We start from the raw sequence: 26,203 nt of genomic DNA, 5'->3' as shown, positions 1-26,203 counted from the left end.
AGCCACGGGGGGCTGATCTTGACCTATGCAAAAGCCGTTGTGTCAGCCTGCCTGCTTCTGAGCCTGTGTCAGTGCGACAAGGTCATGTCCGCCTTGAAGCCGGCAAAGGCGCCGCCGGGCCTCTTTGCCTACACCCTTCGTCTCGATATGACGCCGGCGGCGGGGGCGCGTATGAAGGAGAAGGACTATCATCTCAATGTGCACGCCTTCTATTATGGGCGTGCGGTTGTGCCCAAGGCGGCCAATGCGGATGAATTGAACCGCATCCAGCTTGGTTATGAGTTGAGCCCCTTTCCCGCAGGCATCCGCGCTATGGCGATGACGGGGGAGGGCATCGACAGCCGCCTGTTCGGGCAGATTGAAGACAAGCAGCCTTACGTGCTGATAACGGTTCATGCGGTCAACCGCAGCAATTTCGAAAATGACATGCTGACCTGCAACAATTACATCAACCAGATCGCTGAGGCGCGAAAGACGGCGGCCGTGGTCAGGTGCCATTTGCAAGACGAAGCCGGTTAATCCGCACGCGAAGAATCGGGTGGATATCGTTACAAATTCCTTACGAAAACGCCGGACGTTATCACTCTATTAAGGACGTTTGAGGCTTTATGGGCGCTTAACCAGCCGGGCGGGAGCGTTTGACGGAGTGGACTTGCAGGGCAAGTGCGCGGCGGAACGCTCTTTTTCCGGTCATGATGCAATTGGAGAGTGCCCATGCCCGCTGTCGTTCGTGGTGGCAGACGACAAGCCAGCCCGACCGCTGCAAAGCCGGAAGTCCGTGGTGCGTCGAAAACGCCGCGGTCTCAGGGCGGGGCGAAGCCGCGTGCGGCGGGACGTAAGGCGGCTGCGCCCACGGGTAAGCCGCGCGTCATCGGCTCGGTCCATATGCCGGGCGAACTGACGGCCTGGCTGGCCGTGCTCGTCATTGCCGGCCTGCTCAGCGTCGTTCTCCTGACCGGCCACCGCGCCCAGGCGCTCGGCGGCGCCATGGTCAGCTTCGCCGATGGCCGCGTGGCCGCCATGGGATTGAAGCTCAAAAAAATCTCCCTCGTTGGCGTCAGCCCCGATGCCTCGCCGGATGTGCGCAAGGCACTCGATTTCGAGATGAACCAGCCGTTCGCCCTGATGGATCTCGCCGCCGTGCAGAAGAGCGTTGAGAATGTCGGCTGGGTCAAGTCGGCCACCGTGCGCCGTCAGTTTCCAGGCGTGCTGATCATCGAGGTGGTCGAGCGTCCCCGTCTCGCTGTCTGGCAATACAATGGCAAGAACACGGTCATCGACGATCAGGGCAATATCATCCCTGAGGCGATCTCGACCAAGTTCACCGGCCTGCCCTATGTGGTGGGCGAGGGCGCCAATGAAGCCGCGCCGGAAATCATTGAACTGATGCGTCAGCGCCCTGAGCTTTTGCAGCGCACCTATGCCCTCCAGCGCGTCGATACCCGGCGCTGGAATATCCTGCTCAAGAACACGGCGGTCATCAAGCTGCCGGCGCTCAATCAGGAACAGGCGCTGGCCAAGCTCGACGCCCTGATGGCCCAGCAACGCGTGCTGGATCAGGGCTTTGCCTCCATCGACCTGCTCGATCCCGATGCGCTTGTCGTGGTCCCGCTCGAAGCCCATCCCGCCCCTGCCGTTCACCCCGCCACCAGTACTGCTCACTGAGTCTGACAAAAGTAGAAACTCATGTCACGATTTGAAGACCGCCAGAACGCCAAGCAACAGGCCCAGAATCACGCCCAGAATCCGGCGCCGGCGGCGAAGCCAGCGCGTTCGCAACCGACCACGAGCGGCGAGGCGGCCAACCGCCCGCAGGCCTCGCAAGGGTTAATCGCGTCGCTCGATCTCGGCGCCTCCAAGATCGGCTGCTTCATCATGCGCCCCGAAGGCGCGCGTCACGCCGACCAGACCATCCGTATCGCCGGCGTCGGCTATGTGCAGTCCAAGGGCATCCGCGCCGGTTCGATCATCGATATGGAAGCGGCGTCTCAGGCGATCGCGCAGGCGGTGGAACGTGCCGAGGCCATGGCCAATGTGGCGATTCACGGCGTGCGCGTCACTATTCCCGGCGCTCAGACCGCCTCGCACAAGGTGTCGGCGCAGGTGTCGCTCGGCCTCAAGCCGATCTCCGATTTCGATCTCAACCGCGCCATTGCCTCGGCTCTTGCGCAGGTCCGTTTCCCTAACCGCCGCGCCATCCACCTGCTGCCGGTAGCGTGGAGCGTCGATGATCAGCATGGCGTTCGTGATCCGCGTGGTCTGAACGGCCGGGCGCTCGGTCTCGAACTGCTGGTCGTGACCATCGACGAGAGCGTCTTCAACAACATCAATACCTGCGTTTCGCAGGCTCACCTCGAAGTGCAGGCGATTGTCTGCGCCCCGCTTGCGGCTGCCGTGGCGGCGCTGGAAGAGGACGAGAAGGAGCTGGGCTGCATCTGCATCGATATGGGCGCGTCGAGCACGACCGCGGCCATCTTCGCCAACGGCACCCTGGTCCATGTCGATTGCCTGAATGTCGGCGGCGCCCATGTTACGGCCGATATCGCACGCGGTCTTTCCACCACGCTTGCCGGCGCCGAACGCATCAAGACCCTGCACGGCTCGGCCATTGCAAGCGCCCATGAAGACCGCGAAACGGTCGAGGCCCCGCCGCGTGGCGATGATAAGGGCGGCGCGCCGATCATCGTGCCGCGCTCCATCCTCAAGGGCATTATTGCCCCGCGCGTCGAAGAAACGTTCGAGCTGTTGCGCGAGAAGATCAAGGCTTCCGGCGTCCAGATCGAGCCCGGCGCGGGTATCGTGCTGACCGGCGGCGCTTCGCAACTGGCCGGCGTGCGCGAACTCGCGATCCGCGTCTTCGACCGTCCGTGCCGTCTCGGCAAGCCGATGCGCACCCCGCACCTCGGTGATGCAGCGGCGGGTCCGTCGTTTGCCGCCACCGCCGGCGTTATCCTGCGCACGCTCTATGGTCCGCGCGACGTGGTGCCGGTGAAGAAGATCATGGCGGCCAAGATCGGTCCGCGCGATGCGCCGAGCGCCGGGCAGGGCAATATCCTGGCACGTGTCATCGACTGGCTGAAGAGCAATCTCTGAATACAAGGCGCGATAATCTTACTTATCGCGCCTTAGCAAGGGCAATGCCCGTCGCCTGAGTTGAAAAATGCCCCTGCAAATCACTAACCGCTTACCATCGCCGGTTAGTCTTTCATTAGGACTTTTTGTGCCGCAAATTGGCCTCATTCACGCTTTGCGCGAAAAAGACAACTTGCGTGACTCCTTTCGGACTCAATGTTTCGGTAAAAAGTCACACTTCGGTAATCTCTGTTAAAAAATATTACCAAAACAGCTTCATTTTTACCCGACTCAAGTTATCGGGTAACCAATCGTTAAGCATAATTGTAGTCTCATGGATCCTGACACTGGGGTCCGAAGCGTTCAACGCGTCCCCGAAGGGAGAGATTGTGAAAGGTTGGTCCGAAACCATGGCTATTCATCTTTCTGCGCCACGCGCAACGGAATTGAAACCGCGCATTGTCGTGTTTGGTGTCGGTGGTGCCGGAGGCAACGCCGTTAACAACATGATCGAAGCCGGGCTCGAAGGCGTGGAGTTCGTGGTTGCGAACACCGACGCGCAGCAGCTTCAGTTCTCGCGCACAGACGCCCGCATCCAGCTGGGTGTCGGCATCACGCAGGGCCTTGGCGCCGGCGCGCATCCCGAAGTGGGTATGACGGCTGCCGAAGAGTCGGGCGACATCATCGCCGAGCACCTCGAAGGTGCGCACATGGTCTTCATCACCGCCGGTATGGGCGGTGGCACCGGCACCGGTGCGGCCCCCATCATCGCCAAGTGCGCGCGCGAACGCGGCATCCTGACGGTCGGCGTGGTCACCAAGCCCTTCACCTTTGAAGGCCGCCACCGTATGCGTCTGGCCGATGCCGGTATCTCCGAGCTGCAACGCTACGTCGATACCCTGATCGTCATACCGAACCAGAACCTGTTCCGCATCGCCAACGAGCGCACCACTTTCGCCGAAGCCTTTGGCATGGCCGACCAGGTGCTGCACGCCGGCGTTCGCTCGATCACCGACCTGATGGTCCTGCCCGGCCTGATCAACCTTGATTTCGCCGACGTCCGTTCGGTCATGTCCGATATGGGCAAGGCCATGATGGGCACCGGCGAGGCTTCGGGTGAAGACCGCGCGCTGCTCGCGGCGCAAAACGCCATTCAGAACCCGCTGCTCGACGAAACCTCTCTCAAGGGCGCCAAGGCTGTTCTGGTGAACGTCACCGGCGGTCTCGACATGACCCTGCATGAAGTCGACGAAGCGGCCAACGCCATCTCGTCGGAAGTCGATCCGGAAGCCAACATCATCTTCGGCGCCGCGTTCGATCCGAACCTCGAAGGCAAGCTGCGCGTCTCCGTCGTCGCCACCGGCATGGACGGTGTGGCGCTGCAAACCCCGCTGAACGTGCCCGCCAAGGCCACCCCGCAGAATCCGACCTTCGGCCTCGGCTATGGCCGTACCGAAACGCCTGCCGCCGCCGCACCGGCGCCTGCGCCCGTCGTTGAAGCGCGTCCGGCCGCAACCGCCCCGGTAACCCCGACGGTTGCGGCGTCCGCGCCCTATAGCGCTCCTGCTGCTGCACCTGTCAGCGCCCCCGTCACCCCGGTTGCTCCGCGTTCCAGCCTGTTTGAAGACCGTAGCGCCACTGCCCCTGCGGCCGCCGCCCCGGTTGAAGAGCGTGTCGTGCCGAAGATCGTCGATCCTTCGGTCGAGGACGAAAACTTCGTCATGCCGGCTCCGGCTGCCGCCGCGCCCGCCGCGCGTCCGGCGTCGCCGCAGATATCGCGTCCAAACCCTTATGCCGGCACCGCCGCGCCGCGTCCGAATACGCCGGCACCTGCACCGCGTCTGAATACCGAAGAGGAGGGGCGTGAATCTTTCTGGCGCGGCCTGTTCCCGCAGCGTCAGAGCGCACCCGTGGCTTCGGCGCCGATCGCGCCCAGCCGTCCGGTTGAGGATGAAGCTGATCGTTATGTCGCCGGTTCGTCGGCCAAGTCCAACCTGAACCCGGCCACACGTGCCGAGGTCCAGCCTTCGATGGACAGCGAAGACGATCTGGAAATCCCGTCTTTCTTACGGCGCCTCGCTAACTGATATCAGAAGGGCTTCGGACATGTCCGGAGCCTTTTCTGTTAGCAGGTTGTCTTTAGGGCGCAGCTAACAAGTTCTAAACAGAAGAAAATCCAGGCCGTTGGTCTGGATTTTTTCGTGTAAGAGGCGGTGAAAAGGATGCGCCGGCCACGACGCAAAGGCTGTGTTTGACATGCTTAAAGCCCTGTTAAGCAAAGCGTTACAAACGGAAATACAAGTTCGTTTGTTCGCGGACGCCGAAAATGAGATACAGGATGCGGGCCAGAAATGCGCCCGCATTTTTTTACGCCTGTGGGGGCGGTGCAAGTTTGTATGGGTTGCGTCTAATGTTACCTGATCAGAACGAACAGACCTTGGCTCACGCGGCCATTATTGCCGGCATGGGCCTGCATACGGGCGTGCCCGTGCGCATGGTCGTGCGTCCCGCGCCTTCGGGCACCGGCGTCGTCTTTGTGCGCTCCGATATCACCGACCGCGACAACAAGGTGCCGGCGCTCGCCCACCTCGTCACGCAAACGCGCCTTGGCACCGTCATCACCAACGCCGCCGGCGTTTCCGTCTCGACCATCGAGCACGCCATGGCTGCCTTCGCCGCCCTGAGCATCGACAACGTCTATGTCGAACTCGACGGTCCTGAAGTGCCGATCATGGATGGTTCGGCCCTGCCGTTCGTGCAGTTGCTCGATCAGGCCGGTTTCCGCCGTCAGGTCATGCCGCAAAGCTATATCGAAATCCTGTCGCCGGTCGAAGTGATCGAAGACGACAAGCGCGCCTCGCTGACCCCGGCGGATCAGTTTGAAGTCCGTTTCGAGATCGATTTCCCCGGCACCCCGATCGGCCATCAGGTCGTCGACCTCGCCATCACCGAACAGTCCTTCCGCGAAGAACTGGCCGCCGCCCGCACCTTCGGCTTCCTCGATGGCGTCGAAGCCTTACGTAAGGCCGGTCTGGCCCGTGGCGGCTCGCTCGATAATGCCATCGTCATCGATGGTGACGTCATCCTCAACGAAGGCGGTCTGCGTTTTGTTGATGAATTCGTCCGTCACAAGGCGCTCGACGCCATTGGCGACCTGTACGTCCTGGGCATGCCCATTCTTGGCAGGTTTGAAGGAATCCGGGCTGGCCATGGCCTTAATAATGCCTTGGTCCGCGCACTACTGTCGCGTCCGGATGCCTACCGCATCGTCACCCGCGGCGCGGCTCTGGCGGATGTCGGCTGACTGGTTAATTACGGTTGGCGTGCGCGTTGCGCTCGTGTAGATGTATCCTCCAGATAATGAGTCAGCGCCGGAAAGCGGTCGCCTAGAAGAGGGTTATTACGTGAGCGTTGTGGGGCTTCTCAAGAAATCGGCCATTGTCGTGCTGTTGGCCAGCGTCTCTGTTGCGGGCCTGACCGCCTGCGCCGGCAAGTCGAAAACCGAGCATCTGGTCTACGAAGAGCGTCCGGTGGAACAGTTGTACGAAACCGGCATGCAAAAGCTCGACGACAAATCCTGGAGCGATGCGGTCAGCTATTTCGAGGAAGTGCAGCGCCAGCACCCTTATTCGGAATGGTCGCGCCGCGCCATCGTCATGATCATCTACGCCAACTATCAGTCCGATAAGTATGTCGAGGCCACCGCCGCCGCCGATCAATTCATCAAGCTCTATCCGGGCAGCGAACTGACACCTTACGCCTATTATATGAAGGCCATCTGCTCCTTTGAACAGATTGTCGATGTCGGCCGCGATCAGGCCTATACCGACAGCGCCAAGGCCCTGCTGAACGATGTTGTGCGCCGCTACCCGACCACCGAGTACGCCAAGGATGCGCGCGTCAAGCTCGACATGGTGCAGGACCAGCTCGCAGGCAAGGAAATGGACGTCGGACGCTGGTATCTGAACGACAATCAGCCGCTCGCTGCCATCGGCCGCTTCAAGACCGTCGCCAGCGATTACCAGACCACCAGCCATACGCCTGAGGCGCTCTATCGTCTGGTCGAAGCCAACGAAATGATGGGCTTGCACGAAGAGGCGACACGCGACGCCGCCGTGCTGGGCTATAACTATCCGGGCGACCGCTGGTATTCGGCGGCCTACAAGCTGATGACGGAAAAGGGTGAAAAGCCGGCCATTAAGCCTGATCCGAACGGCAAGAAGGGCCCGGAAGCGCCCGACACCAAGAAGAAAAAGAGCTGGTTCAGCCTGAAAAAGCCTCAGGCCTAGGCTGTTTTTTGAAATTTGTTCGCTAAATGTTCTTGGCGAAACGTAAGAAATAGGGTTTAATGGGGCGGCTGCCGATGAATCGGTGGTCGCCTTTTTGGTTGGTCACGCATGTTAACTCGTCTGACGATTGCCGATGTGGTCCTGGTCGATCGCCTGGAACTGGATATCCGTTCCGGCTTAAGTGTGCTGACCGGCGAAACCGGCGCGGGCAAATCGATCCTGCTCGATTCGCTGGGTCTGGCCACCGGTGCGCGCGCCGATGCCGGCCTGATCCGTGCGGGCGCGGCGCAGGCCTCGGTTACCGCCGAATTCGAGATCGCCGCCAGGCATCCGCTTTATGATTTCCTAGAAGACAAGGGGCTGGCGCTGGAAGCCGGTGAGCCCTTGCTGCTGCGCCGCGTGGTGTCGCGCGATGGCCGCTCCAAGGCCTTTGTCAACGATCAGGCGGTCAGCGTCGCCGTGCTCAAGGCGCTGGGCGACAGCCTGCTGGAAGTGCATGGCCAGCACGAAACCGTGGGCCTGCTCGATGCCCGTTCGCATCTGGGGATGCTCGATACTTACGGCGCCAATAGCCGCGAACTGGCCAGGGTATCGGAAAGCTGGAAGGCGCTGAAAGCCATCCGCGACGAACACCGCGACCTGATGAAGCGCGCACATGCCGACAAGGCCGAACTGGAAACTCTTACCTTACGTTTACAGGAACTGGATCGCCTCAATCCGCAAGCCGACGAGGAGGCGACGCTGGCGTCCGAACGCGCGCTTCTGGGCGCTGGTGAGCGGGCGCTGGAGGATATTTCCGAGGCGCGCAATGCGGTGGGTGGCGATCAGTTGTCGCAGCGTCTGGTCAAGGCGTTCCGTGCGCTCGATCACGCTCGCACGCGCGCCATGCAGGCCGGTGCCACCTCCGAGGATGAGGTTTTGAAGCGCCTGACCCTGGCTGCCGATGCGCTTGACCGCACCCTGATCGCGGCCGATGAGGCCTTGGCCCTGATGGATCAGGCGGCCGATAGCCTGGATGTCGAACCCGGTCAGCTTGACCGCTGCGAGGAGCGCCTGTTCGCTTTGCGGGCCATGGCGCGCAAGTTAAGTGTACTGGTCGAGGATTTGCCGAAGGAGCGCGTGCGCATCGCCGCCAGCCTGAACCAGATCGAGGATCTCGATGCCCATCTGGCGCGCCTGACCATCGCCATGCACGAGGCGCAAAAGACCTTCTATGCGGCGGTCGAAGCGCTCCATGTCAAACGTGAGCAGGCCGGCGTGACGCTGGCGGCGGCGGTGATGGACGAACTGGTGCCGCTCAAGCTCGACAAGGCGCGCTTCCGCGTCAGTGTTAAGGCGCTGGAGCCGGAACGCTATAGCCTGAACGGCGGCGATGTCGTCGAATTCGAGGTCAAGACCAATCCCGGTGCCGAATGGGGCGGCCTTGGCGCCATCGCATCCGGCGGCGAACTGGCGCGCTTTGCTTTGGCTTTGAAAGCCGCGCTGGCGTCACGCGGCGGCGAAGATACTGTTGGTCCTGTCATGATTTTCGATGAAGTCGATCAGGGCGTCGGCGGCGCCGTGGCCGATGCGGTGGGCCTGCGCCTCAAGCGCCTGGCGCAGAACCAGCAGGTCATCGTGGTGACGCATAGCCCGCAAGTGGCGGCGCGCGGCGATCAGCACCTCAAGGTCTCGAAGGCCGAGCATCAGGACAGCGTGCGCTCGACCGTGACCATGCTGGCGCCGGATGAAGCGCTGGAAGAACTGGCGCGGATGCTCTCCGGCGCGGAAATCACGCCCGAAGCGCGTGCCGCAGCGATCAGGCTTAAAAGCGCCGAGGCTGTGTGATATAATCGGACGGGGGCTTAAGGATACCTCGCCATGATGAACCTCATCCGGCATACCTTCTTTTTCATGCTACAGTTCGTGGGTGCCGCGCTCGTTGTGGTGATCGGCGCCGTGGCGGTGACGCTTTATCACCGCGGCATGCCCTACAGCAGCACGCCGGAATTTCACGCCACCTTGATGATCTATATCAAGGCGGGGGTGGCGGCGGGCGCGCTCTTTTGCCTGATCCTGCTGTGTTACCACCTGACGCGTAAAACCCTGCAGGAACCTGGTGATACGCCCTGGAATAATCCTGACAACATTTGAACAGTGTGGCAGTAGGGTGGGGTATCGCTTACAGGGATTCCCATGACTATCGACGACGCCCGTTCTGCCCATGCCGACCTAGCCGCGCAGATCCAGCATCACCGCGACCTCTACTACACTCAGGAAACGCCGGAACTGACCGACGCGGAGTATGACGCGCTGGAGGCGCAACTGCGGGCGCTGGAAGCCGAGTTTCCCGAGCTGAAAACACCGGACAGCCCGACCCAGACGGTCGGCGGATCGGCCTCGGCCAAGTTCTCGCCGGTGACGCACGGCATCCCCATGCTGTCGCTCGATAACGCCTTCGCCGCCGAAGATGTGACGGATTTCGAGGAGCGCATCCGCCGCTTTCTCAAGCTGCCGGCCGATGAACCGGTGGCCTTCGCCGCGGAACCCAAGATCGATGGCGTGTCGTGCAGCCTGCTCTATGTGAAGGGTGAACTGGTGCGCGCCGCCACGCGCGGCGATGGCCGCACCGGCGAGGACATTACCGAGAACGCGAGGACCATAAAAGATATCCCGCATCACCTTAAAGGCACTGATCATCCAGCCAAAATACCAGACCGTATTGAGGTGCGCGGCGAGGTCTATATGCCGCTGAAGGAATTTGCCGAGATGAACGCCAGGGCTGAGGCCGACGGCACCAAGGTCTTCGCCAATCCGCGCAATTCGGCCTCGGGCGCGCTGCGCCAAATCGATGCCGGCATCACCGCTTCGCGGCCTCTACGCTTCTTCGCCTATGCCTGGGGTGAAGTCAGCGATGCGGATTTCGTCACCACCCAGTCCGCAGCGCTGGAAAAGTTCCGCCAGTGGGGCTTCGCCGTTAATCCGAACTCGGTGCGCGTCGAAGGCGCGCAAGGCCTGCTGGAGGTCTATGACCATATCGGCAAGGCACGTTCCGGCCTTGGCTATGATATCGACGGCGTGGTCTACAAGGTCGATCGTCTCGACTGGCAGCGTCGTCTCGGCTTCTTGTCGCGCAGCCCGCGCTGGGCCATCGCGCATAAATTTCCGGCGCAGCAGGCCCTGACGCGCCTGACCGCCGTCGATATCCAGGTCGGCCGCATGGGGACGCTTACGCCAGTGGCGCGTTTGGAGCCGATCAATGTCGGCGGCGTGGTCGTCACCAATGTGACCCTGCACAATGCCGACGAGATCGAGCGCAAGGACATCCATATCGGCGACATGGTGCGCGTGCAGCGCGCCGGCGATGTTATCCCGCAGATCGTCGGGGTCGAACTGTCCGAACGGCCTGTAGATGCCGTGCCCTATCAGTTCCCTGTCGTTTGCCCGTGCCCGCTCAAAACCGAGGTGGTGCGCGAGACCAATGCCAAGGGCGAGGACGGCGTGGCGCGCAAGTGCTCCGGCGATCAGGCCTGTCCGCACCAGCGCGTCGAATACCTGAAGTACGTCGTCAGCCGTCGCGTGCTCGATATCGAAGGCCTTGGCGAAAAGCAGTTGGCGCGGTTTTATGAGGAAGGCCTGATCAAGGAGCCAGCGGATATCTTCACGCTGGAGGCGCGCGACACCGCTTCGCTGACCAAGCTCAAGAACCGCGATGGCTTCGGCGATCTGTCGGTGAAGAACCTGTTCGCCGCCATCGAGAGCCGCCGCCATCTGGCGCTCGACCGCTTTATCGCGGCACTCGGCATCAAGCATGTCGGCGAGACCACGGCGCGTTTGCTGGCGCGCGCCTATGGCAGCGAACGCCATTTCTATGAGGCCATGGTGGCCGCCGCCGAAGGTGACGAAGCCGCGCGCGAAGGCCTTGAGCACCACGACCAGATCGGGCCGGTGGTCGCCGGTGCCGTCATCAGTTATTTCGCCCATCCCTATCAGCGCGCCCTCTATGACCGCCTGAAAGCGCAGATCATCGATGTGCAGGACGCCGAAGTCGTGGCCGGCGATCATGCGGTCAGCGGCAAGACGGTGGTCTTTACCGGCGCGCTGGAACGCTTCACGCGCGACGAGGCCAAGGCGCAGGCCGAACGTTTAGGCGCCAAGGTGGCCGGTTCGGTCTCGGCTAAGACCGACTATCTCGTGGCCGGGCCAGGTGCGGGTTCCAAGCTCAAAAAGGCCGTCGAACTGGGCGTCACCACGCTTACCGAGGATGAGTGGCTCGCCATGGTGGAATCATCATAGACGGGTGCTTTCCTGATCTGAAAAAGCGCCCCCTGATGAAATTTATAGCGATCGACTTCGAGACGGCCAATGAGCAGAGAGGCAGCGCCTGCTCGGTCGGGCTGGCCTGGATCGAGAACAATCAGGTGACGCGCGTCGAGGAGCGCCTGATCCGTCCGAAGGATATGCGCTTTTCCGGCATGAACATCGCCATCCATGGCATCCGTCCCGAACATGTGGAGGATGCGCCGCAATTTCCGGCCGTTATGGAGGAGTTCCGGCAGGATTTCGCGTCGGCGATCATGATTGCGCATAACGCCGCCTTCGATATGAGCGTGATACGCAAGGCCTGCGATCAGTATGGCCTCGGCTACCCCGAATTCGACTATCTGTGCACGCTGCAAATGTCGCGCAAGGTCTGGCACAGGCTGGCCTCGCACCGGCTCTCGGATTTATCGGCGCATATCGGGCTTCGCTTCAAACACCACAACGCAGCGGAGGATGCGGAGATGTGCGGCCGTGTGGCGCTGGCCATCGCCGGCGATCTGGAGGTCGCGCACATCGGGCATATTCCCGGCGCTATCGGCATGAGGGCCGGCCGTCTCCATGCCGCCGGCTACAAGGCGTGCTCATTAAGCCCTGCTGGACTTCCTCGGCGGTAACGCTGATCAAGATCCTGTCCCAGCGCGCCGGCAGCCATCCCGGCAAGGCAAGTTCAACAGTCTGAAACCATCATGATCGTCAATAATCGGAATGAGGTCTTTCAGATTTTTAGTCCGGTTGGACTAGCAATCATGGAATAGACACGCCAAGGCTTCGACTTGACGCGGTTGTGGGTGAGGCACACGTTTGAGGACGAACCGGGTGTCAGGCGCGCCATCTATGACAAGTTCAAGTGTATTGCTGGTACGAAATGTGCCGCTGTAGTGCAAAGGTGTGCATGGCAATGTACGCCCCTTATTGTCCACATAGCCACCATCGCAAACTGTGAAAGCAATGTTGGCGCCCTTTATTTTAACCGGCCAGGTTTTTCCGCCATAACACGTGCCTTCGCAGGTCGTCACAACGATAGACGGTTTCGGGTTGATTTTCAGTTCGACGGCCATGCCTACAAAGTCACCGTTTTCCGTAAAGGAGGTGACGTTCTCGTAAACGCCGGCTCGCGGTGCTGCAGGCGCGGCTGCATAGGCTGTGGCCGCCGGGATGGTCGCCAGAAACACGGCGGCGGCGGTGACTGCGCGGATGATAGACAATATGGCCCCCTCGTCATATTTCAACGACGTACGTTATCATACCACCCGCATAAGTCTACTATAGCGGCTTGCACACCTCGATCAGCCAGTCTCGCACCTCAGGGGTAACCAGAGGGCTGAGCAGCTCGACGCAGCGCGCATGGTAGCGGTCCATATAGGCGCGCTCAGTCGGGGTGAGCAGGGCGACGTCGATCAGCTTGCGGTCGATGGGCGCCCACGTCAGGTTTTCAAAGCGGTGCATCGGGCGTTCGCCGCCTTCGGGGATTTCCGCCTCTGTGACATATTGCAGGTTCTCGATACGGATGCCGAATTCGCCGGCCTTGTAGAAGCCGGGCTCGTTGGAGACAATCATGCCGGTTTGCAGGGCGTAGCGGTTGAGTGCCTTCGCGATGCGCTGTGGCCCCTCATGAACGCCCAGATAGACCCCGACGCCGTGGCCGGTGCCGTGATCATAGTCAAAGCCCTCGGCCCATAGGAACTGGCGCGCCAGGGCATCGAGATGGGTGCCGGTGGTGCCGGCGGGGAATTTCACCGTGGCCAGCGCGATATGGCCCTTAAGCACCAGGGTGAACATGCGCTTGTGCTCAAGGGTAGGCTCGCCCATGGCCATGGTGCGCGTCACGTCGGTGGTGCCATCGAGAAACTGGCCGCCGGAATCGACCAGCAGCAGATTGCCCTTGGCGGTCTTGAGATCGCTCGCCACATTGACCTTGTAATGCGGCAGCGCGCCATGCGGGCCGAAGCCGGAAATGGTATCAAACGACAGGTCACGGATATCGCTTCCTTTGTTTTTTGGTCCGGCTTTGCGGACGCTCTCCAGCTTCTGCGCCACCTCGATCTCGGTCGGCAGCGTCTCTTGCGCTTCGGTCGCTACCCAGTGCAGGAAGGTGGTCAGCAGTGCGCCGTCGCGGATATGGGCGGCGGTGGTGCCGGCGATTTCGACATCGTTCTTGCAGGCGCGCGGCAGCAGGCACGGATCATCGGCGAGAAGGGGCGCCGCGCCGGCCGTTTGGATGGCCTCCAGCCAGTAGGCCGAGGAGAGATCGGCGTCGATCAGCACGTTTTGGCCGGCGAAGACTTTCAGGCTGGCCTGCACATCGTTTGGTCCGCCGACGCTGACCTCATTGCCCAGCCATTCGAGCAGGCCCTCGCTGATCTTGGCGGGTTCGATGAACAGTTCGGCCGAGCCATCGGCTTTCAGGATCGCCTGTCCGAGCGGCAGGGGCGAGCGGATGACGTCGCCGCCGCGGATATTGAACAGCCAGGCCAGCGATGACGGCGCGGTGATCAGGGCCGCGGCGATGTGGTTGCTTTTCAGCACGTTGGCGAGGTGGGTGCGCTTGTCACCAGAGGCCACGCCGGCATAGTCGAGCGGCTGCGGCACGATCAGAGCCATGGGCTGCGCCGGGCGTGCGCTTCCCCCAGAAGACTGCCATGCCAGATCGAGCGGATTGGGCGAAACGGCTTTCAGCGTGACGCCGGCGCCATCGGCGGCGGCTTGCAGGGCGTTCAGGCCGAATGAGCTGACAAGGCCGGGATCATAGCCGATGACCGAACCTCTGGGCGCGACCGAAACCGTATCAGCCAGGGCCGTGGCGTGGAAATCCTCGACCGCAAAAACCGACGGATCGGTCTGTTCACGCGATTGCAGGGTGTAGCGGCCATCGGCGAAGAGGATGGCGCGGTCCATGAAGATGATCGCGGCGCCGGCCGAGCCGGTGAAGCCCGATACCCAGGCTAGGCGCTCATTGGCGTCCGGCAGATATTCGTTCTGATGCTCGTCCTCGTGCGGCACGATAAAACCGTCGAGCCCCAGCTTACGCATTTCGTCGCGTAAGGCGCGGACGTGGGTTACCCCCTGCGACGGCTGGGTGGTGACATCGAAATGCTGGAAGGATGCGGTCGCTTGAAGCGTATCGGCGGTCATGTGGAAGTCTCGTTGCAGCGGAAATTATCGCGCCACTATAGGCTCGCGGAAACGGGTTTCAATGGCAATATGGCAGCACATGCTTTATCGTGATCAGGCGCAGAGCGGCGGAGACCGCGCACGGGGGGACTATGATTATCTATCCAGCCTTTTTCATCTTGCCCGGAATGTTTCTGTTGTTCGGCGCAGCGTCCAGCTCGCACATTGCATGGCTGTTTTTGATAGTTATTCCAGCCGTTTTCCTGCCTGCGGCCTTAGGGCAACTGCGGTTGCTGGTGATCAGTACCATCGGCGTTTTGGTGGCGCGTCTGTTGCTCAATGATATAAATGCCGTGTCTGCGGTACTGCATATTGTGGCGACGTTTTTATTAATGGTGGGCGTCGCTGCGCGCTGCCCACGTTGCTCTATGCACATTGCGACGCGAGAACAGCGCTGGCGCGGTGGTCCAAGTGCCCAGTGGTGTTACATCTGCGGGCGCAGCAGGCGAAGAGTGTGGCCGTTTCAGTATGTGCTAAAGCCTGAAACTTGGGACGGTGAATATCATGACGATGGGGGTGGGCCATCATCAGTAGATAGTATCGCGGACTGGTGGCGTGATCTTACATTTAAGAACTGGAAAAAACGCCATCGCGGCTGACTATTCGAACTGAAACTTGGTGATGTAGTAGGGCTTGTAGGCTTCGGCCTGCCGCTGGAAGCACAGGCCGTCGATCATCTTGTCGCCGCTGACGCCAATCGAGCCGCGGGCAGACCTGTCCTAAGGCCGATAGGCGGGCGCGCTGCTCACAAGAGGCTGGACGGGGGCTTTGACGCGCTGACCTTGCTGTAAAGCTGGATCAGCACACGGTCGGCAAAGGCGCCAGACGCTCACGCCATTGTTCTAGCGGCGGGGATAAGTTGTGGCGAAGACGTGAATTACCTGACGCTTCCCTTGAGTTTCGCGCCATAGAGGCCTATATCTGTTGACGGCGGGTCTTGCTGTGGCTTCCGTGGCGATCACTATTCCTTCTGACCTTAATCACTTAGAACGGGGACTGGCTCTGATCTGGACCGTGGTCCTAGTTACCTGGTTCCCACCTGACTAGTCAGGTCTGAGAGGATTTAACCGCATCGACACGACTCTTCATGGCGCCGCCAACCTCTTTTCCATCGTGACAACGGTGTATATCGACTCCTGACAATTTTTATGGCCCTATAACCTCTTAGAGGCTTCACAGGCGTGTCCAAAATGGATGATCTCAACGGTCTTGTCGTGCATAAGTCCCTGTTGCGGGCCGAGATGAAAACGCGGCGCGTCGCTATGGCTCAGGCCTCGCCTCTGGCGGGGGACATGCTGGCCGAAATCGCCGCCGATACGCTCGATGGCAGCCAGAGCTGGCCTGACAAGGACGCGATCATCGCCGGTTACTGGCCGATCCAGAGCGAGATCAATCCCTTTCCCCTGTTGCAGATTTTCGAGGAGCGCGGCTATGCCGTGGCCCTGCCGTGTCTGGTGGGGGAGGGCGATGGTTTCACCATGATCTTCCGCCGTTTCAGCCTCGGTGATGAGCTGGTGGACGGGCCTTATGGCATCCAGCAGCCCGATGAAACCGCCGATGAAATCCTGCCCGATGTCGTGCTGGTGCCGCTTCTGGCCTTCGATGCGCAAGGCTGGCGGCTGGGCTATGGCGGCGGCTATTACGACCGCACGCTGGCTCGCCTTAACACCGACAAGGCGATCCGCACCTACGGAGTCGCTTTTTCCGGTCAGCAACTTGCCGAAATTCCGTTTGAGGTGCATGATCAGCCCTTGGACGGTATTTTTACCGATAAGGGCGTGATTGAAGCGCGCCCGACGGTCTAGCCCCCACCTTAGCGGGGCTTAGAAACTGGATTATTATGCGTTTTGCTTTTTTTGGTGATGTGGTGGGTCGCGCCGGACGCGATGCCCTCGCTGAACACCTGCCCGGTCTGAAGCGCAAGCTCGACCTCGAATTCGTCATTATCAACGCGGAAAATGCCTCGGCCGGCTTCGGCGTGTCGGAAAATTCGGCGCGTCAGTTGTTCGATGCCGGCGCCGATTGCCTGACGCTGGGCAACCATTCGTGGGATCAGAAAGAGGCGCTGACCTATATTGTGCGCGAACCGCGCCTGATCCGCCCGATCAACTATCCGCCGCTGGCCGATGCGCCGGGGCGCGGCGCCAACCTGTTTGAAACGGCGTCGGGCAAGCGCATTCTGGTGATGAATGTGCTGGGCCTCGTCAACATGGCCTCGATGGATGATCCCTTCGCGGCCGTGGATAAGCAACTGGAATCCTGCCCGATCGGCATGGCCTGCGATGCTATCGTGGTCGATATGCACGCCGAGGCGACGTCGGAAAAGATGGCCATGGGCCACTTCTGCGATGGCCGCGCCACGCTGGTTGTCGGCACGCACACCCACGTCCCCACCGGTGACCACCAGATCCTGCCGGGTGGCACAGCCTACCAGACCGATGCCGGCGCCTGCGCCGACTATGATAGCGTGATAGGCATGGACAAGGAAGAACCCTTGCGCCGCTTCACCACGCGGATCGGCAAGGAGCGCTACCGGCCGGCCTCGGGGCCAGCCACGATCTGCGGCGTCTATGTCGAGAGCGATGACCGCACTGGCCTTGCCACGCGTATCGAGCCCATCCGCATCGGGGGGCGCTTAAGCCAGAGCATCCCGTCGCTCAAGGTCGCTGAATTCCAGGCCGGTTAAAGGCGATCCAGCCGATAGCGGTCAGGGCGAACCTGGCCGATCCGCAGGTCTTTTCAAACCACGCATAGACCGGGCTGTGCGCGCCATGCTGGCCGCGGATGTGGTCGATATTGCCACGATTCAGGCGGTCGAAATGGACCAGCAGCCACAGGCTGAGGGCCGCCAGAATTGCCGGAAGTATAGAGTGTGTCAGCATGATCGGGGCAGGGTGGCACAGAAAGCCAGGACTTGCCACCGCTTCTGCTTTCAGGCTAAAACCCCTTTTTGCGTTCAAACGCCGCGCGGGCTTACCTCGCAACGGCTCGGGCGTGCAGTCGTGCTTGCCGGACTTCACGTGTGAAGGACGGATGGCATCAAATGTTTCTATCCAGGACTACCATGGCCGGCCATTCCAAATTCAAGAACATCATGCACCGCAAGGGCCGCGCCGATAAGGTGCGCTCCAAGCTGTTCTCCAAGCTGTCGCGCGATATCACCGTGGCGGCCAAGTCGGGCATGCCCGACCCGAACATGAACCCGCGCCTGCGCCTGGCGGTCAATAACGCCCGCGCCGAATCCATGCCCAAGGACAATATCGAACGCGCCATCAAGAAGGGCGCCATGGGCGAAGCCGATACCTACGAAGACATCCGCTACGAAGGCTTTGGCCCCGGCGGCGTCGGCATCATCGTCGAGGTCCTGACCGACAACCGCAACCGTTCGGCCTCGAACGTGCGCAGCTACTTCTCGAAGTACAACGGCAATATGGGTGAATCGAACTCGGTCAGCTTCATGTGGGATCGCCTGGGTCAGATCGAATATCCGCTCAAGGCCGGCAGCGCCGACGCCATCATGGAAGCGGCCATCGACGCCGGCGCCGCCGATGTCGAGACCGATGAAGATCCGGAAGAGGGCGGCCACATCATCTACACCGCCTATGAAGACCTGAACGCCGTGGCCGAAAGCCTCGGCAAGGCGCTGGGCGATCCGAAGGCGACCAAGTTCGTCTGGAAGCCGCAGACCCTGACGCCGCTGACCGGAGATCCGGTCAAGACGCTGATGAAACTGATCGATGCGCTGAATGACGACGACGACGTGCAGAACGTCTACGCCAATTTCGATATCTCGGACGAAGAGCTGGAAGCCCTGGGCTAGGCCGGTTTATCGTCCCTTTTGTAAAAGCGTGATCATTAAGTGACGAAGCCCGCCACAAGTGGGCTTTGTCATGAATTCAAGACTTTGTTTATGTCGTGATCTATGCGATTATCGGCGTTAACCATGTTTTAGCACCGTTGGGTGGGGGATTAAAATGAGAGCTTCAATCCTGATTTTAGCCGGGCTGGGGGTTGTCTGTGCGGGTCTTGGCGGTTGCGAGACCTATCGCGGCGACCGCTACAGCACGCGCTATGTCGATGTGCGCACCCAGAAGGAAAAGGCGGCGCAATGCGTGGCCGCCTTTGAGCCCAATGGTCAGGCCCCGCAGATCATGACCTATGACAGCGACACCAAGACCGAAGTCCATATGAACACTGACGGCAAGCGCGTCGACGTCACGGCCCAGAACGCCGAGGACAATACCGCCATGGGTATGGGCGGCAAGGTGGGCGGCCGTATTCCTGAAGCCTGCACCGACGCCGATCCGATCCCGGGCTCGGCCCTGCCGAAGGACCGCCGTTACAAGACACAGTGGAATTCGCAGCACTAAGACGAGCATAACTTACCTCTGCCCATTTTCACGGGGAGGGGGGGAAGATTGAAAAAGCCCCGGATGGCGACATCCGGGGCTTTTTTATTGGCGGTAGAGTGGCGGCCTAAGGCTTGGCGGCATTGCCGGTATTTTGGCCCGGCACCTTATAGGACATCTCGCTGGTGTTCATCGCCACGCTGTTGAGGCGCGGCCAGTACTGATCGAAGAGATACTGATCGTCGGCATCGCCCGGCACATCGAATTCCGAGCCCTTGTACCACGGCGTGCAGGTGCGCTGCGCCGGATCGAGATTGCCCCATTTCAGCGTCGGGCAGCCGGCACCATTGGGATCAATCCGGTTATCGACGGCGCGGATTTCACCGCGGCTGCCGGCCAGGATACCGGCGGTGCGCATATTGGCGATCTGATTGCGGCCGATGAAGGCCTCGCCACGCTCGACATTGATGCCGATTTCGCTGGCGATGATGGTGTTTTCGATGATGCGCGTACGGTTGAGCGATGACACGATGCCGTGGTCGCTGCGCGAGATCAGGGTGTGCGACAGCAGGGCCTCACCGGCGCCGTCAAGCGCGATGGCGTCGGCGAAGTACAGCACCTTCATGTCGTTCATGGTCAGGATCGAACCGGCGCTATCGAGCTTGATGTCCAGGCCGATGGCGCCATCGCCGCGCTCGAAACCGTGCCAATCGGCCAGTTGCTGAACGCTGACGCCGAGGATGGACGAATCGCCATCGAGCACGGCGTAAAGACCGCCGGCGGTGGTGGCGATTTCGGAGTTTTCAGCGTAGAGCGCCGAATTGTTGACCGCCACGGCGACCGAGCGCGTCTTGGCGATGATGTGGGTATTTTCGATCAGGTTGAGGCGGCCGCCGGACTGATGAACGGCGGCATTATTGCCCTGATAGCGGATCTGCGAATTTTGCAGCGTCAGTTCGCCGCCGGAGCCTTCGATACAGGCCGCTTCCTCGCCACGCGGGCTGGAGAAATAGACGTCCTTGAGGATGACCTTGTCGGCCTGCGGCGAGATGCGCAGGCAGTTTTGGCCGGTCGGCGCGATCAGGACCGGAATCTGTTGCGGGCCATAGCCCTGGCCAACGATGGTGATCGAGCGCTTGATATCGAGGCTGGCGACGCAGGAACGGTTGCGCGCCTTGAGATACAACACGCCGCCGGAACGGATGCTTTCGGCCACGCGCTCGACATAGCCCTGAGGGGCGCGGTCGCAATCGATCGTGGCGTCATAGCGGTTGCCGCCGCGATAGCCGTAATAGTGACCGTTCTGGCGATAATGGCGTTGCGAGCCGCAGGTGCGGAGCTGGGCATCGAGCAACATGCCGAAACACGGACGGATGGTCGAATTCACGCGGGCGGCGTTGTTGCCGCGATAGGCGTCATCGGCCTGGGCGGCGTGGGGCGCGACGCCGCTCAGCAAAAGCGCGGCCATGCCAAGGACTAGGCCCTGGCCTTTTGCACCTATCTGACGATCTTTACGCATCCACATGCTCGTTTTCCTTAAACCTCATGCCCCCTCTGATGGCGACTGAGCGGTAAAAACTCTAGTTTTCCGGTGTACGCGATACTTGCGCCAGCACGGCCTGCAAACGACCGGCCGACGGCTTGAAGCCGGCGAGGGCGGCGTCGAGCTGCATCACGACCGATTCGGCCTTGTCCTGATCGGCCACGCCCTTCACACCGAGATCGAAATAGGTCGACATGGCGTAGCGCGCCTCGGGCGAGCCCTGCTTTTCGGCCTGCTGATACCAGTAGAAGGCGCGGGCATAATCGACCTCGACGCCGACGCCTTCGGAATACATGACCGCCAGCACCAGTTGCGACCGCGAGTCGCCGTTGACGGCGGCAAGCTGGATGGCGCGAACGCGATCGAGATAGGTCAGGCGTTCGCCGCCCGGCATGCCGATCATCGAGCGCAGGGCGTCGATCGTTTGCTTCGGCACGTCCTTCGGCTCGAAACAGGCGACATTGAGCAGATTGAGATAGTCGAGCGCGCGCACGACGTGGATGAACGGCAGTTCCTCCATGCGCGACAGGGCGTAGGAGGCGCCATCGTCCGGACGGCTTTCGTCGGAATGGGGCACGCCGCCCGGAGGCGCGTCGGGCGGATAGAATTCGTAAGGCGAGGTCCAGCGGCGCGCCTTCGATTCAACGAAGGAAGCGTAGCGCGTGCGCGAGGGCGCGGACTTCTCGAAATCCTTCAGCAGCACATAGGCGCCGACATCGCCGGTTTCCGAGGCTTTATAGTTATAGAGATAGGCGTCGACGTCCGAGCGCTCGAACAGCGTGCGGACATTGGAGGTGCCGTAATTGCGGCCGCGCATCATGGCGCGGATGGCCTGCTGGTTATCGGCCGGCTCACCCATCGGGCCGTATTGATCGTCATAGAGACGGCCAAGCGTGCGGAAGCCATCGGCGCCGAGCGTCGACTGGATATAGATGACGCGATCGCGCACCTTGTCGCGCTCACCGGAATCCATCATCGACAGTTCGTTGTTGAGGATGCGGTAGGCGCGTTCACGCTCGAAGGCGCGGCATTTATCGTAGCGCGACGCCAGAACGCCGCCGCGCGGGTCCATGGCACGGCTCATCGGCGCGTAACCCTGCTGGTTGGCGAGGGCCATCACCAGCCAGACCGAGGATTCGATGTGATCCTCAAGGTTCTTGTCGGAGGCATCGGCCGCCGAATAGCGATTGGCCAGCTCAAGCTGGGCGAAGAAGTCATTGGAGAAGGCGAGGTGGCGATAATAGCGGATTTCGCGTTCCTGGCCGTTGAAACCTTGCGTCTGGAACGGTTCGGGCGGACGCGGGCAGGCGTATTGGCCATCGACGCCGGCCTTGCGGCCTTGCAACCAGCGCCAGTCCATATTGTCGCAACCCGACAGGGAGGTGCTCAGGCACAGACCCGCCATCAGCGCGACACCCATGCGGGCGGGCACTCTCTGGCCTGCGAAGATCCCCGCCGCAGCCTGTTTCAAGGCGCGCCAGGATGATCTCGTCTGATCACATTCTGACATCAGTAAACGCTCCGACGACGTCGGTATAAATATGGTTAACGTAGTTATTGTGAAGGATTACGAAGACTGTCAAGCTTTGGCCCCCCATGCTCTCAAAAGCTCACCCCAATTTCGGTGAGCGTTGCCGGATTGTCGCGCCGATACGCGCGCGAAACCCCCTCGTAATCCGAACCCCTGCGTGCCGAAGCACACATTTATCATCATGCTTCAAAAGCCATGCCTTGGCCAGAAAAAAGTGTTAATCATGTCAGCAAGGGCTGAGTTTCGCGCCCTGCGTGCCAAAGTCCGCCAAGAATGCCCCTAAATGCCCGGCTCAGGGGAAAAATCAGGAGTTGAAGTTGAGTTACGTGGTTAAACCGGCTGTTGCAATGATGAGTAAAGCCGAAAAATATCAAGAAGTTATAAGGGACGTTCTGGCGGTGCTTGAGGGCGAGCCCGATAGGGTGGCGCGCATGGCCACGACCGTCTCCCTGCTCAATCAGGCGTTCGACGCCTGGTTCTGGACCGGCTTTTATGTCGTGGATATGGTTAAGAAAGCCGCCGGCGTCAATGAACTGGTGGTCGGGCCGTATAATGGCACTCTGGGATGTCTGCGCATCGCTTTCGGGCGTGGGGTTTGCGGGGCCGCGGCGACGACCGGCGTCACACAGGTGGTGCCCGATGTGTACGCCTTCGCCGATCATATCGCCTGCGATTCCCGCTCCAATTCGGAGATCGTGGTGCCGGTGTTCGATGCTGCGGGTGACCTGATCGCGGTGTTTGATTCCGATTCCGAGAGCTTCGGCACCTATGATGAGGAAGACGCGGTCAATCTCGAAAAGCTGATGAAGGCGGTGTTTGCGGTTTAAGTAACAAACCCCACCACCACGCCTCAAGAGAGGCGCGGTCCCCCTCCCCACCAAAGGTGGGGAGGTACAAGAAAAATATTTATACCTCCCTGAATGCGAAGCGTTTGGAGAAGGGACAACATCAATGCCTGTCAGTTCGTCTTGGGCAGTTCGCGTATCTCGACAATGCCGCCGGCCTCATAGACCGGATTGCCGGCCAGCAAGCCGCGCGCGGCTTCAAAGCTCTCGGCCTCGATACGGATAAACCCCGTCAGATGGGCGGTGATTGCGGCATCAGCCCCGTCCTTGTGGCAGGCGATCCCGCCGCCGATCGCACTGCCGCCGCGCAAATGACCGGCCTGTTCCAGCGTGGCAATATAACGATCCCAGGCCTCGGCTGGCTCCCCGTCCGGCGTTTTATGCATCAGCAGGATGTAGTCGCTCACAGGTCCCTCCCGTATTTCACCTTGCGATTTTAGGCCTGCTCGGCTAAACCGCGCCCATCCCTTTTATATATAACAAATAAAGGCTCTGCGACTCCATGGCGCAACAATATATCTATCAGATGCAAGGCCTGACCAAGCATTACCCCGGCGGTAAGAAGGTCTTTGAAAACATCTGGCTCAGCTTCTATTCCGACGCCAAGATCGGCGTGGTCGGTGTCAACGGTTCGGGTAAATCGACCCTGCTGAAGATCATGGCCGGTATCGACAAGGAATTTTCCGGCGAGGCCAAGGCTGCCGACGGCACCAAGATGGGCTACCTGGAACAGGAGCCTCACCTCGATGACAGCCTCAATGTCTGGGAAAACGTCATCTCGTGGTGCGAGGAAAAGAAGATCTTCGACCGCTTCAACAAGGTGGCCGAACTTATGGGTGAGGAATACACCGATGAGCTGATGGAGGAGATGAACAAGCTCCAGGAAAAGATCGACGCCGGTGACCTGTGGGACATCGACTCGCGCATCGAAATGGCCATGGACGCCTTACGTTGTCCGCCGAACGATTCAGCCGTCGACAAGCTTTCCGGTGGTGAAAAGCGCCGTGTCGCGCTGGCCCGCCTGCTGCTTTCCAAGCCCGACATGCTGCTGCTCGATGAGCCGACCAACCACCTGGACGCCGAGTCCGTGGCCTGGCTGCAGCACCACCTGGAGAGCTTCCCCGGCTGCGTCATCCTCGTCACCCACGATCGTTACTTCCTCGATCAGGTGACCAAGTGGACGCTCGAACTCGACCGCGGCAAGGGCGTTCCCTATGAAGGCAACTATTCCGGCTGGCTGGAGCAGAAGCAAAAGCGCGTCGTGCAGGAGCAATCGGAATCCGAAGCCCGCCAGCGCGCGCTCACCAAGGAACTGGAATGGGTACGTTCCGGCGCCAAGGCCCGTCAGTCCAAGTCCAAGGCCCGTCTGGCGGCCTATGAGGACATGGTGCGCGAACAGGAAAATTCGCGTGGCGCCCAAAGCTTCGCCACCATCCAGATCCCGCCCGGGCCGCGCCTCGGCAATCTGGTGCTTGAAGTCACCGATCTTGAAAAGGAATTCGGCGACAAGGTGCTCTTCAAGGGCCTGACCTTCAAGCTGCCGCCCAACGGTATCGTCGGCGTCATCGGCCCCAACGGCGCCGGTAAATCGACCCTGTTCAAGCTGATCACCGGGCAGGAAAAGCCCGATGCCGGCACGGTGCGCCTCGGCGAAACGGTCAAGCTCGCCTATGTCGATCAGTCGCGCGATGACCTGCAGCCGAACGACACGGTGTGGCAGGCGATCTCGGGCGGCACTGACATCATGCTGGTCGGTAAGCGCGAAATCAACAGCCGTGCCTATGTTGGCGGGTTCAACTTCAAGGGCGGCGACCAGCAGAAGAAGGTGGGCCTGCTCTCCGGCGGTGAGCGCAACCGCGTCCACCTGGCCAAGACCCTGGCGGCCGGCGGCAACGTCATCCTGCTCGACGAACCGACCAACGACCTGGATATCGAAACCTTGCAGGCCCTCGAAGAGGCGCTGGAAGAATTCGCGGGCTGCGCCGTGGTCATCTCCCACGATCGCTGGTTCCTCGATCGTCTGGCCACGCACATCCTGGCCTTCGAAGGCGATAGCCATGTCGAATGGTTTGAAGGTAACTTCGAAATGTATGAGGAAGACAAGAAGCGCCGCCTGGGCGTGGATTCGTTGATCCCGCATCGGATCAAGTTCCAGAAGTTCTCGCGTTAAGCAGGGGCACGCAACTGCACCTAGAAGTTTAAGAGCGTCGGTCGCAAGGCCGGCGCTTTTTCTTTACCCTTGATTATCATAATGCCAATCCGGAGGTTGGGAATATGAGAGTGGTTTTAGGGATAGATGCGGCATGGACCACGAAAAATCCAAGCGGTTTTGCGCTGGCTTTAGAAACCCATGCCGGCTGGAAACTTGTAGCAGCGTCCGAATCTTACGCGACCTTTCATCATCTTGCCTATAGCTCTGAAAGCAATTGCCCGACATCCTTACCAAAGGCAGATGTCCTGATAACAACGGCAAAGCAATTGGCCGGATATTCGGTCACGTTGGTGGCCGTGGATATGCCCTTGGCGCATTCGCCTATCCTTGCTCGGCGTTATTCTGATAACGAAGTATCGCGTTGTTATGGCGCAAAGCATTGCTCGACACATTCACCGAGCGCTGTCAGGCCCGGAGCGATAAGCGACAACCTGCGTAAGGATTTTACTGAAGTTGGTTATGGTTTGTGTACTCAAGAGTTAAGGTCTCAAGCCTTGATAGAGGTTTATCCCCATCCGGCGCTCGTCGAACTGGCAGATGCTCCGCGACGTCTTGAGTATAAAGCTGGGAATATGGGGAAGTATTGGAAAGACTTAAGTGCCGAGAAGCGGCGGTATAAGCTATTCAAAACTTGGCAAACGATCGAAAATCTTCTTGAGCCTGAGATATCTGGTGTCAGCATGTCGCTGCCCAAAATAACCCTGTCCAGTAAAGTTGCGCAGCTAAAGGCCTACGAAGATACACTAGACGCGATAATTTGTGCGTGGGTGGGTATTTGCGCGCTTGAAGGAAGGGCTATTCCCTTTGGCGACTCGGAATCTGCCATATGGATTCCACGAAAAGCGCCGATTCCTTAAGAACCGGCGTTTTCATTTAGCGCATAAGGACA

At 60.4% G+C, this 26,203-nt stretch carries 24 protein-coding genes; 18 read left to right on the top strand and 6 right to left on the bottom strand.

Going from position 1 to position 26,203, the window contains the following annotated elements; all coding sequences use genetic code 11:
• Nucleotides 1-18 precede the first annotated feature (18 nt).
• The 10 genes from B060_RS0106780 to B060_RS0106725 all read left to right on the top strand — a co-directional run bounded on the left by B060_RS0106780 (nucleotide 19) and on the right by B060_RS0106725 (nucleotide 12,277).
• Nucleotides 19-519: a hypothetical protein gene (locus tag B060_RS0106780; protein ID WP_018081015.1), complete on the top strand. Its 501-nt coding sequence runs from the start codon at nucleotides 19-21 to the stop codon at nucleotides 517-519.
• A gap of 195 nt (nucleotides 520-714) precedes the next feature.
• Nucleotides 715-1,665 carry a cell division protein FtsQ/DivIB gene (locus B060_RS0106775; RefSeq protein ID WP_018081014.1) on the top strand — a complete coding sequence of 317 codons (951 nt, stop codon included), beginning with the start codon at nucleotides 715-717 and terminating at the stop codon, nucleotides 1,663-1,665.
• Nucleotides 1,666-1,686: 21 nt separating this feature from the next.
• Nucleotides 1,687-3,093, top strand: coding sequence for a cell division protein FtsA (gene ftsA, locus B060_RS0106770; RefSeq protein WP_018081013.1), 1,407 nt, complete (start codon nucleotides 1,687-1,689; stop codon nucleotides 3,091-3,093).
• Between the two features lie 389 nt (nucleotides 3,094-3,482).
• Nucleotides 3,483-5,159 (top strand): cell division protein FtsZ, encoded by a 1,677-nt coding sequence (gene ftsZ / locus B060_RS0106760; RefSeq protein ID WP_018081011.1) that lies wholly within the window; start codon nucleotides 3,483-3,485, stop codon nucleotides 5,157-5,159.
• Nucleotides 5,160-5,482: 323 nt separating this feature from the next.
• Nucleotides 5,483-6,376, top strand: coding sequence for a UDP-3-O-acyl-N-acetylglucosamine deacetylase (lpxC, locus tag B060_RS0106750; RefSeq protein WP_018081009.1), 894 nt, complete (start codon nucleotides 5,483-5,485; stop codon nucleotides 6,374-6,376).
• A gap of 100 nt (nucleotides 6,377-6,476) precedes the next feature.
• Nucleotides 6,477-7,361 carry an outer membrane protein assembly factor BamD gene (locus B060_RS0106745; RefSeq protein ID WP_018081008.1) on the top strand — a complete coding sequence of 295 codons (885 nt, stop codon included), beginning with the start codon at nucleotides 6,477-6,479 and terminating at the stop codon, nucleotides 7,359-7,361.
• A gap of 108 nt (nucleotides 7,362-7,469) precedes the next feature.
• Nucleotides 7,470-9,188 (top strand): DNA repair protein RecN, encoded by a 1,719-nt coding sequence (locus tag B060_RS0106740; RefSeq protein ID WP_018081007.1) that lies wholly within the window; start codon nucleotides 7,470-7,472, stop codon nucleotides 9,186-9,188.
• 33 nt (nucleotides 9,189-9,221) lie between these two features.
• Nucleotides 9,222-9,494: a hypothetical protein gene (locus B060_RS0106735; RefSeq protein ID WP_018081006.1), complete on the top strand. Its 273-nt coding sequence runs from the start codon at nucleotides 9,222-9,224 to the stop codon at nucleotides 9,492-9,494.
• Between the two features lie 42 nt (nucleotides 9,495-9,536).
• The gene (ligA, locus tag B060_RS0106730) at nucleotides 9,537-11,636 is read left to right on the top strand and encodes an NAD-dependent DNA ligase LigA (RefSeq protein ID WP_018081005.1); all 2,100 of its coding nucleotides are present in this window, start codon (nucleotides 9,537-9,539) and stop codon (nucleotides 11,634-11,636) included.
• A gap of 35 nt (nucleotides 11,637-11,671) precedes the next feature.
• Complete coding sequence (locus B060_RS0106725; RefSeq protein ID WP_018081004.1) at nucleotides 11,672-12,277, top strand: 3'-5' exonuclease; 606 nt, start codon at nucleotides 11,672-11,674, stop codon at nucleotides 12,275-12,277.
• 123 nt (nucleotides 12,278-12,400) lie between these two features.
• On the opposite strand, the gene B060_RS0106720 is transcribed toward B060_RS0106725, so the two are convergent.
• Together B060_RS0106720 and B060_RS0106715 are read right to left on the bottom strand one after the other, a co-directional pair.
• Nucleotides 12,401-12,868 (bottom strand): hypothetical protein, encoded by a 468-nt coding sequence (locus tag B060_RS0106720; RefSeq protein WP_157405621.1) that lies wholly within the window; start codon nucleotides 12,866-12,868, stop codon nucleotides 12,401-12,403.
• Nucleotides 12,869-12,926: 58 nt separating this feature from the next.
• Nucleotides 12,927-14,795 (bottom strand): aminopeptidase P family protein, encoded by a 1,869-nt coding sequence (locus B060_RS0106715; RefSeq protein WP_018081002.1) that lies wholly within the window; start codon nucleotides 14,793-14,795, stop codon nucleotides 12,927-12,929.
• 131 nt (nucleotides 14,796-14,926) lie between these two features.
• Between B060_RS0106715 and B060_RS0106710 the strand changes: the two genes are divergently transcribed.
• The 3 genes from B060_RS0106710 (at nucleotide 14,927) to B060_RS0106700 (ending at nucleotide 17,520) form a co-directional block, all read left to right on the top strand.
• Complete coding sequence (locus B060_RS0106710) at nucleotides 14,927-15,433, top strand: hypothetical protein (RefSeq protein ID WP_018081001.1); 507 nt, start codon at nucleotides 14,927-14,929, stop codon at nucleotides 15,431-15,433.
• Nucleotides 15,434-16,024: 591 nt separating this feature from the next.
• The gene (locus B060_RS0106705) at nucleotides 16,025-16,639 is read left to right on the top strand and encodes a 5-formyltetrahydrofolate cyclo-ligase (RefSeq protein ID WP_018081000.1); all 615 of its coding nucleotides are present in this window, start codon (nucleotides 16,025-16,027) and stop codon (nucleotides 16,637-16,639) included.
• Between the two features lie 35 nt (nucleotides 16,640-16,674).
• A complete protein-coding gene (locus tag B060_RS0106700) occupies nucleotides 16,675-17,520 on the top strand; it encodes a TIGR00282 family metallophosphoesterase (protein ID WP_018080999.1) in 846 nt (281 codons plus the stop codon).
• Here the strand turns inward: B060_RS0106700 and B060_RS0106695 are convergent.
• Nucleotides 17,492-17,716 (bottom strand): hypothetical protein, encoded by a 225-nt coding sequence (locus tag B060_RS0106695; protein WP_023447307.1) that lies wholly within the window; start codon nucleotides 17,714-17,716, stop codon nucleotides 17,492-17,494. The two genes, B060_RS0106700 and B060_RS0106695, sit on opposite strands and share 29 nt — an antisense overlap.
• Nucleotides 17,717-17,898: 182 nt before the next feature.
• Between B060_RS0106695 and B060_RS0106690 the strand changes: the two genes are divergently transcribed.
• Together B060_RS0106690 and B060_RS0106685 are read left to right on the top strand one after the other, a co-directional pair.
• Complete coding sequence (locus B060_RS0106690) at nucleotides 17,899-18,654, top strand: YebC/PmpR family DNA-binding transcriptional regulator (protein WP_018080997.1); 756 nt, start codon at nucleotides 17,899-17,901, stop codon at nucleotides 18,652-18,654.
• A gap of 154 nt (nucleotides 18,655-18,808) precedes the next feature.
• A complete protein-coding gene (locus B060_RS0106685) occupies nucleotides 18,809-19,204 on the top strand; it encodes a hypothetical protein (protein ID WP_018080996.1) in 396 nt (131 codons plus the stop codon).
• A gap of 106 nt (nucleotides 19,205-19,310) precedes the next feature.
• Here B060_RS0106685 and B060_RS0106680 read toward each other — a convergent pair whose 3' ends face one another.
• Both B060_RS0106680 and B060_RS0106675 read right to left on the bottom strand, forming a co-directional pair.
• The gene (locus B060_RS0106680; RefSeq protein ID WP_018080995.1) at nucleotides 19,311-20,708 is read right to left on the bottom strand and encodes a right-handed parallel beta-helix repeat-containing protein; all 1,398 of its coding nucleotides are present in this window, start codon (nucleotides 20,706-20,708) and stop codon (nucleotides 19,311-19,313) included.
• 55 nt (nucleotides 20,709-20,763) lie between these two features.
• Nucleotides 20,764-22,236: a tetratricopeptide repeat protein gene (locus B060_RS0106675; protein WP_051081016.1), complete on the bottom strand. Its 1,473-nt coding sequence runs from the start codon at nucleotides 22,234-22,236 to the stop codon at nucleotides 20,764-20,766.
• Between the two features lie 368 nt (nucleotides 22,237-22,604).
• On the opposite strand from B060_RS0106675, the gene B060_RS0106670 reads away from it, so the two are divergent.
• Nucleotides 22,605-23,084 carry a GAF domain-containing protein gene (locus tag B060_RS0106670; RefSeq protein ID WP_018080993.1) on the top strand — a complete coding sequence of 160 codons (480 nt, stop codon included), beginning with the start codon at nucleotides 22,605-22,607 and terminating at the stop codon, nucleotides 23,082-23,084.
• A gap of 131 nt (nucleotides 23,085-23,215) precedes the next feature.
• Here the strand turns inward: B060_RS0106670 and B060_RS0106665 are convergent, their stop codons facing one another.
• A complete protein-coding gene (locus B060_RS0106665) occupies nucleotides 23,216-23,509 on the bottom strand; it encodes a YciI family protein (RefSeq protein WP_018080992.1) in 294 nt (97 codons plus the stop codon).
• Nucleotides 23,510-23,604: 95 nt separating this feature from the next.
• Here B060_RS0106665 and ettA point away from each other — a divergent pair, with 95 nt between their 5' ends.
• The gene (ettA, locus tag B060_RS0106660; RefSeq protein ID WP_018080991.1) at nucleotides 23,605-25,272 is read left to right on the top strand and encodes an energy-dependent translational throttle protein EttA; all 1,668 of its coding nucleotides are present in this window, start codon (nucleotides 23,605-23,607) and stop codon (nucleotides 25,270-25,272) included.
• A 104-nt stretch (nucleotides 25,273-25,376) separates the two neighbouring features.
• A complete protein-coding gene (locus tag B060_RS26445; RefSeq protein WP_031220465.1) occupies nucleotides 25,377-26,171 on the top strand; it encodes a DUF429 domain-containing protein in 795 nt (264 codons plus the stop codon).
• The last annotated feature ends 32 nt before the right edge of the window (nucleotides 26,172-26,203 follow it).

The sequence above is a fragment of the Asticcacaulis benevestitus DSM 16100 = ATCC BAA-896 genome (genome assembly GCF_000376105.1).
In the GTDB taxonomy this organism is placed as follows: Bacteria; Pseudomonadota; Alphaproteobacteria; order Caulobacterales; family Caulobacteraceae; genus Asticcacaulis; species Asticcacaulis benevestitus.
The sequence above is the reverse complement of the archived record's forward strand: the minus strand, read 5'-3'. Positions and strand labels throughout refer to the sequence as shown.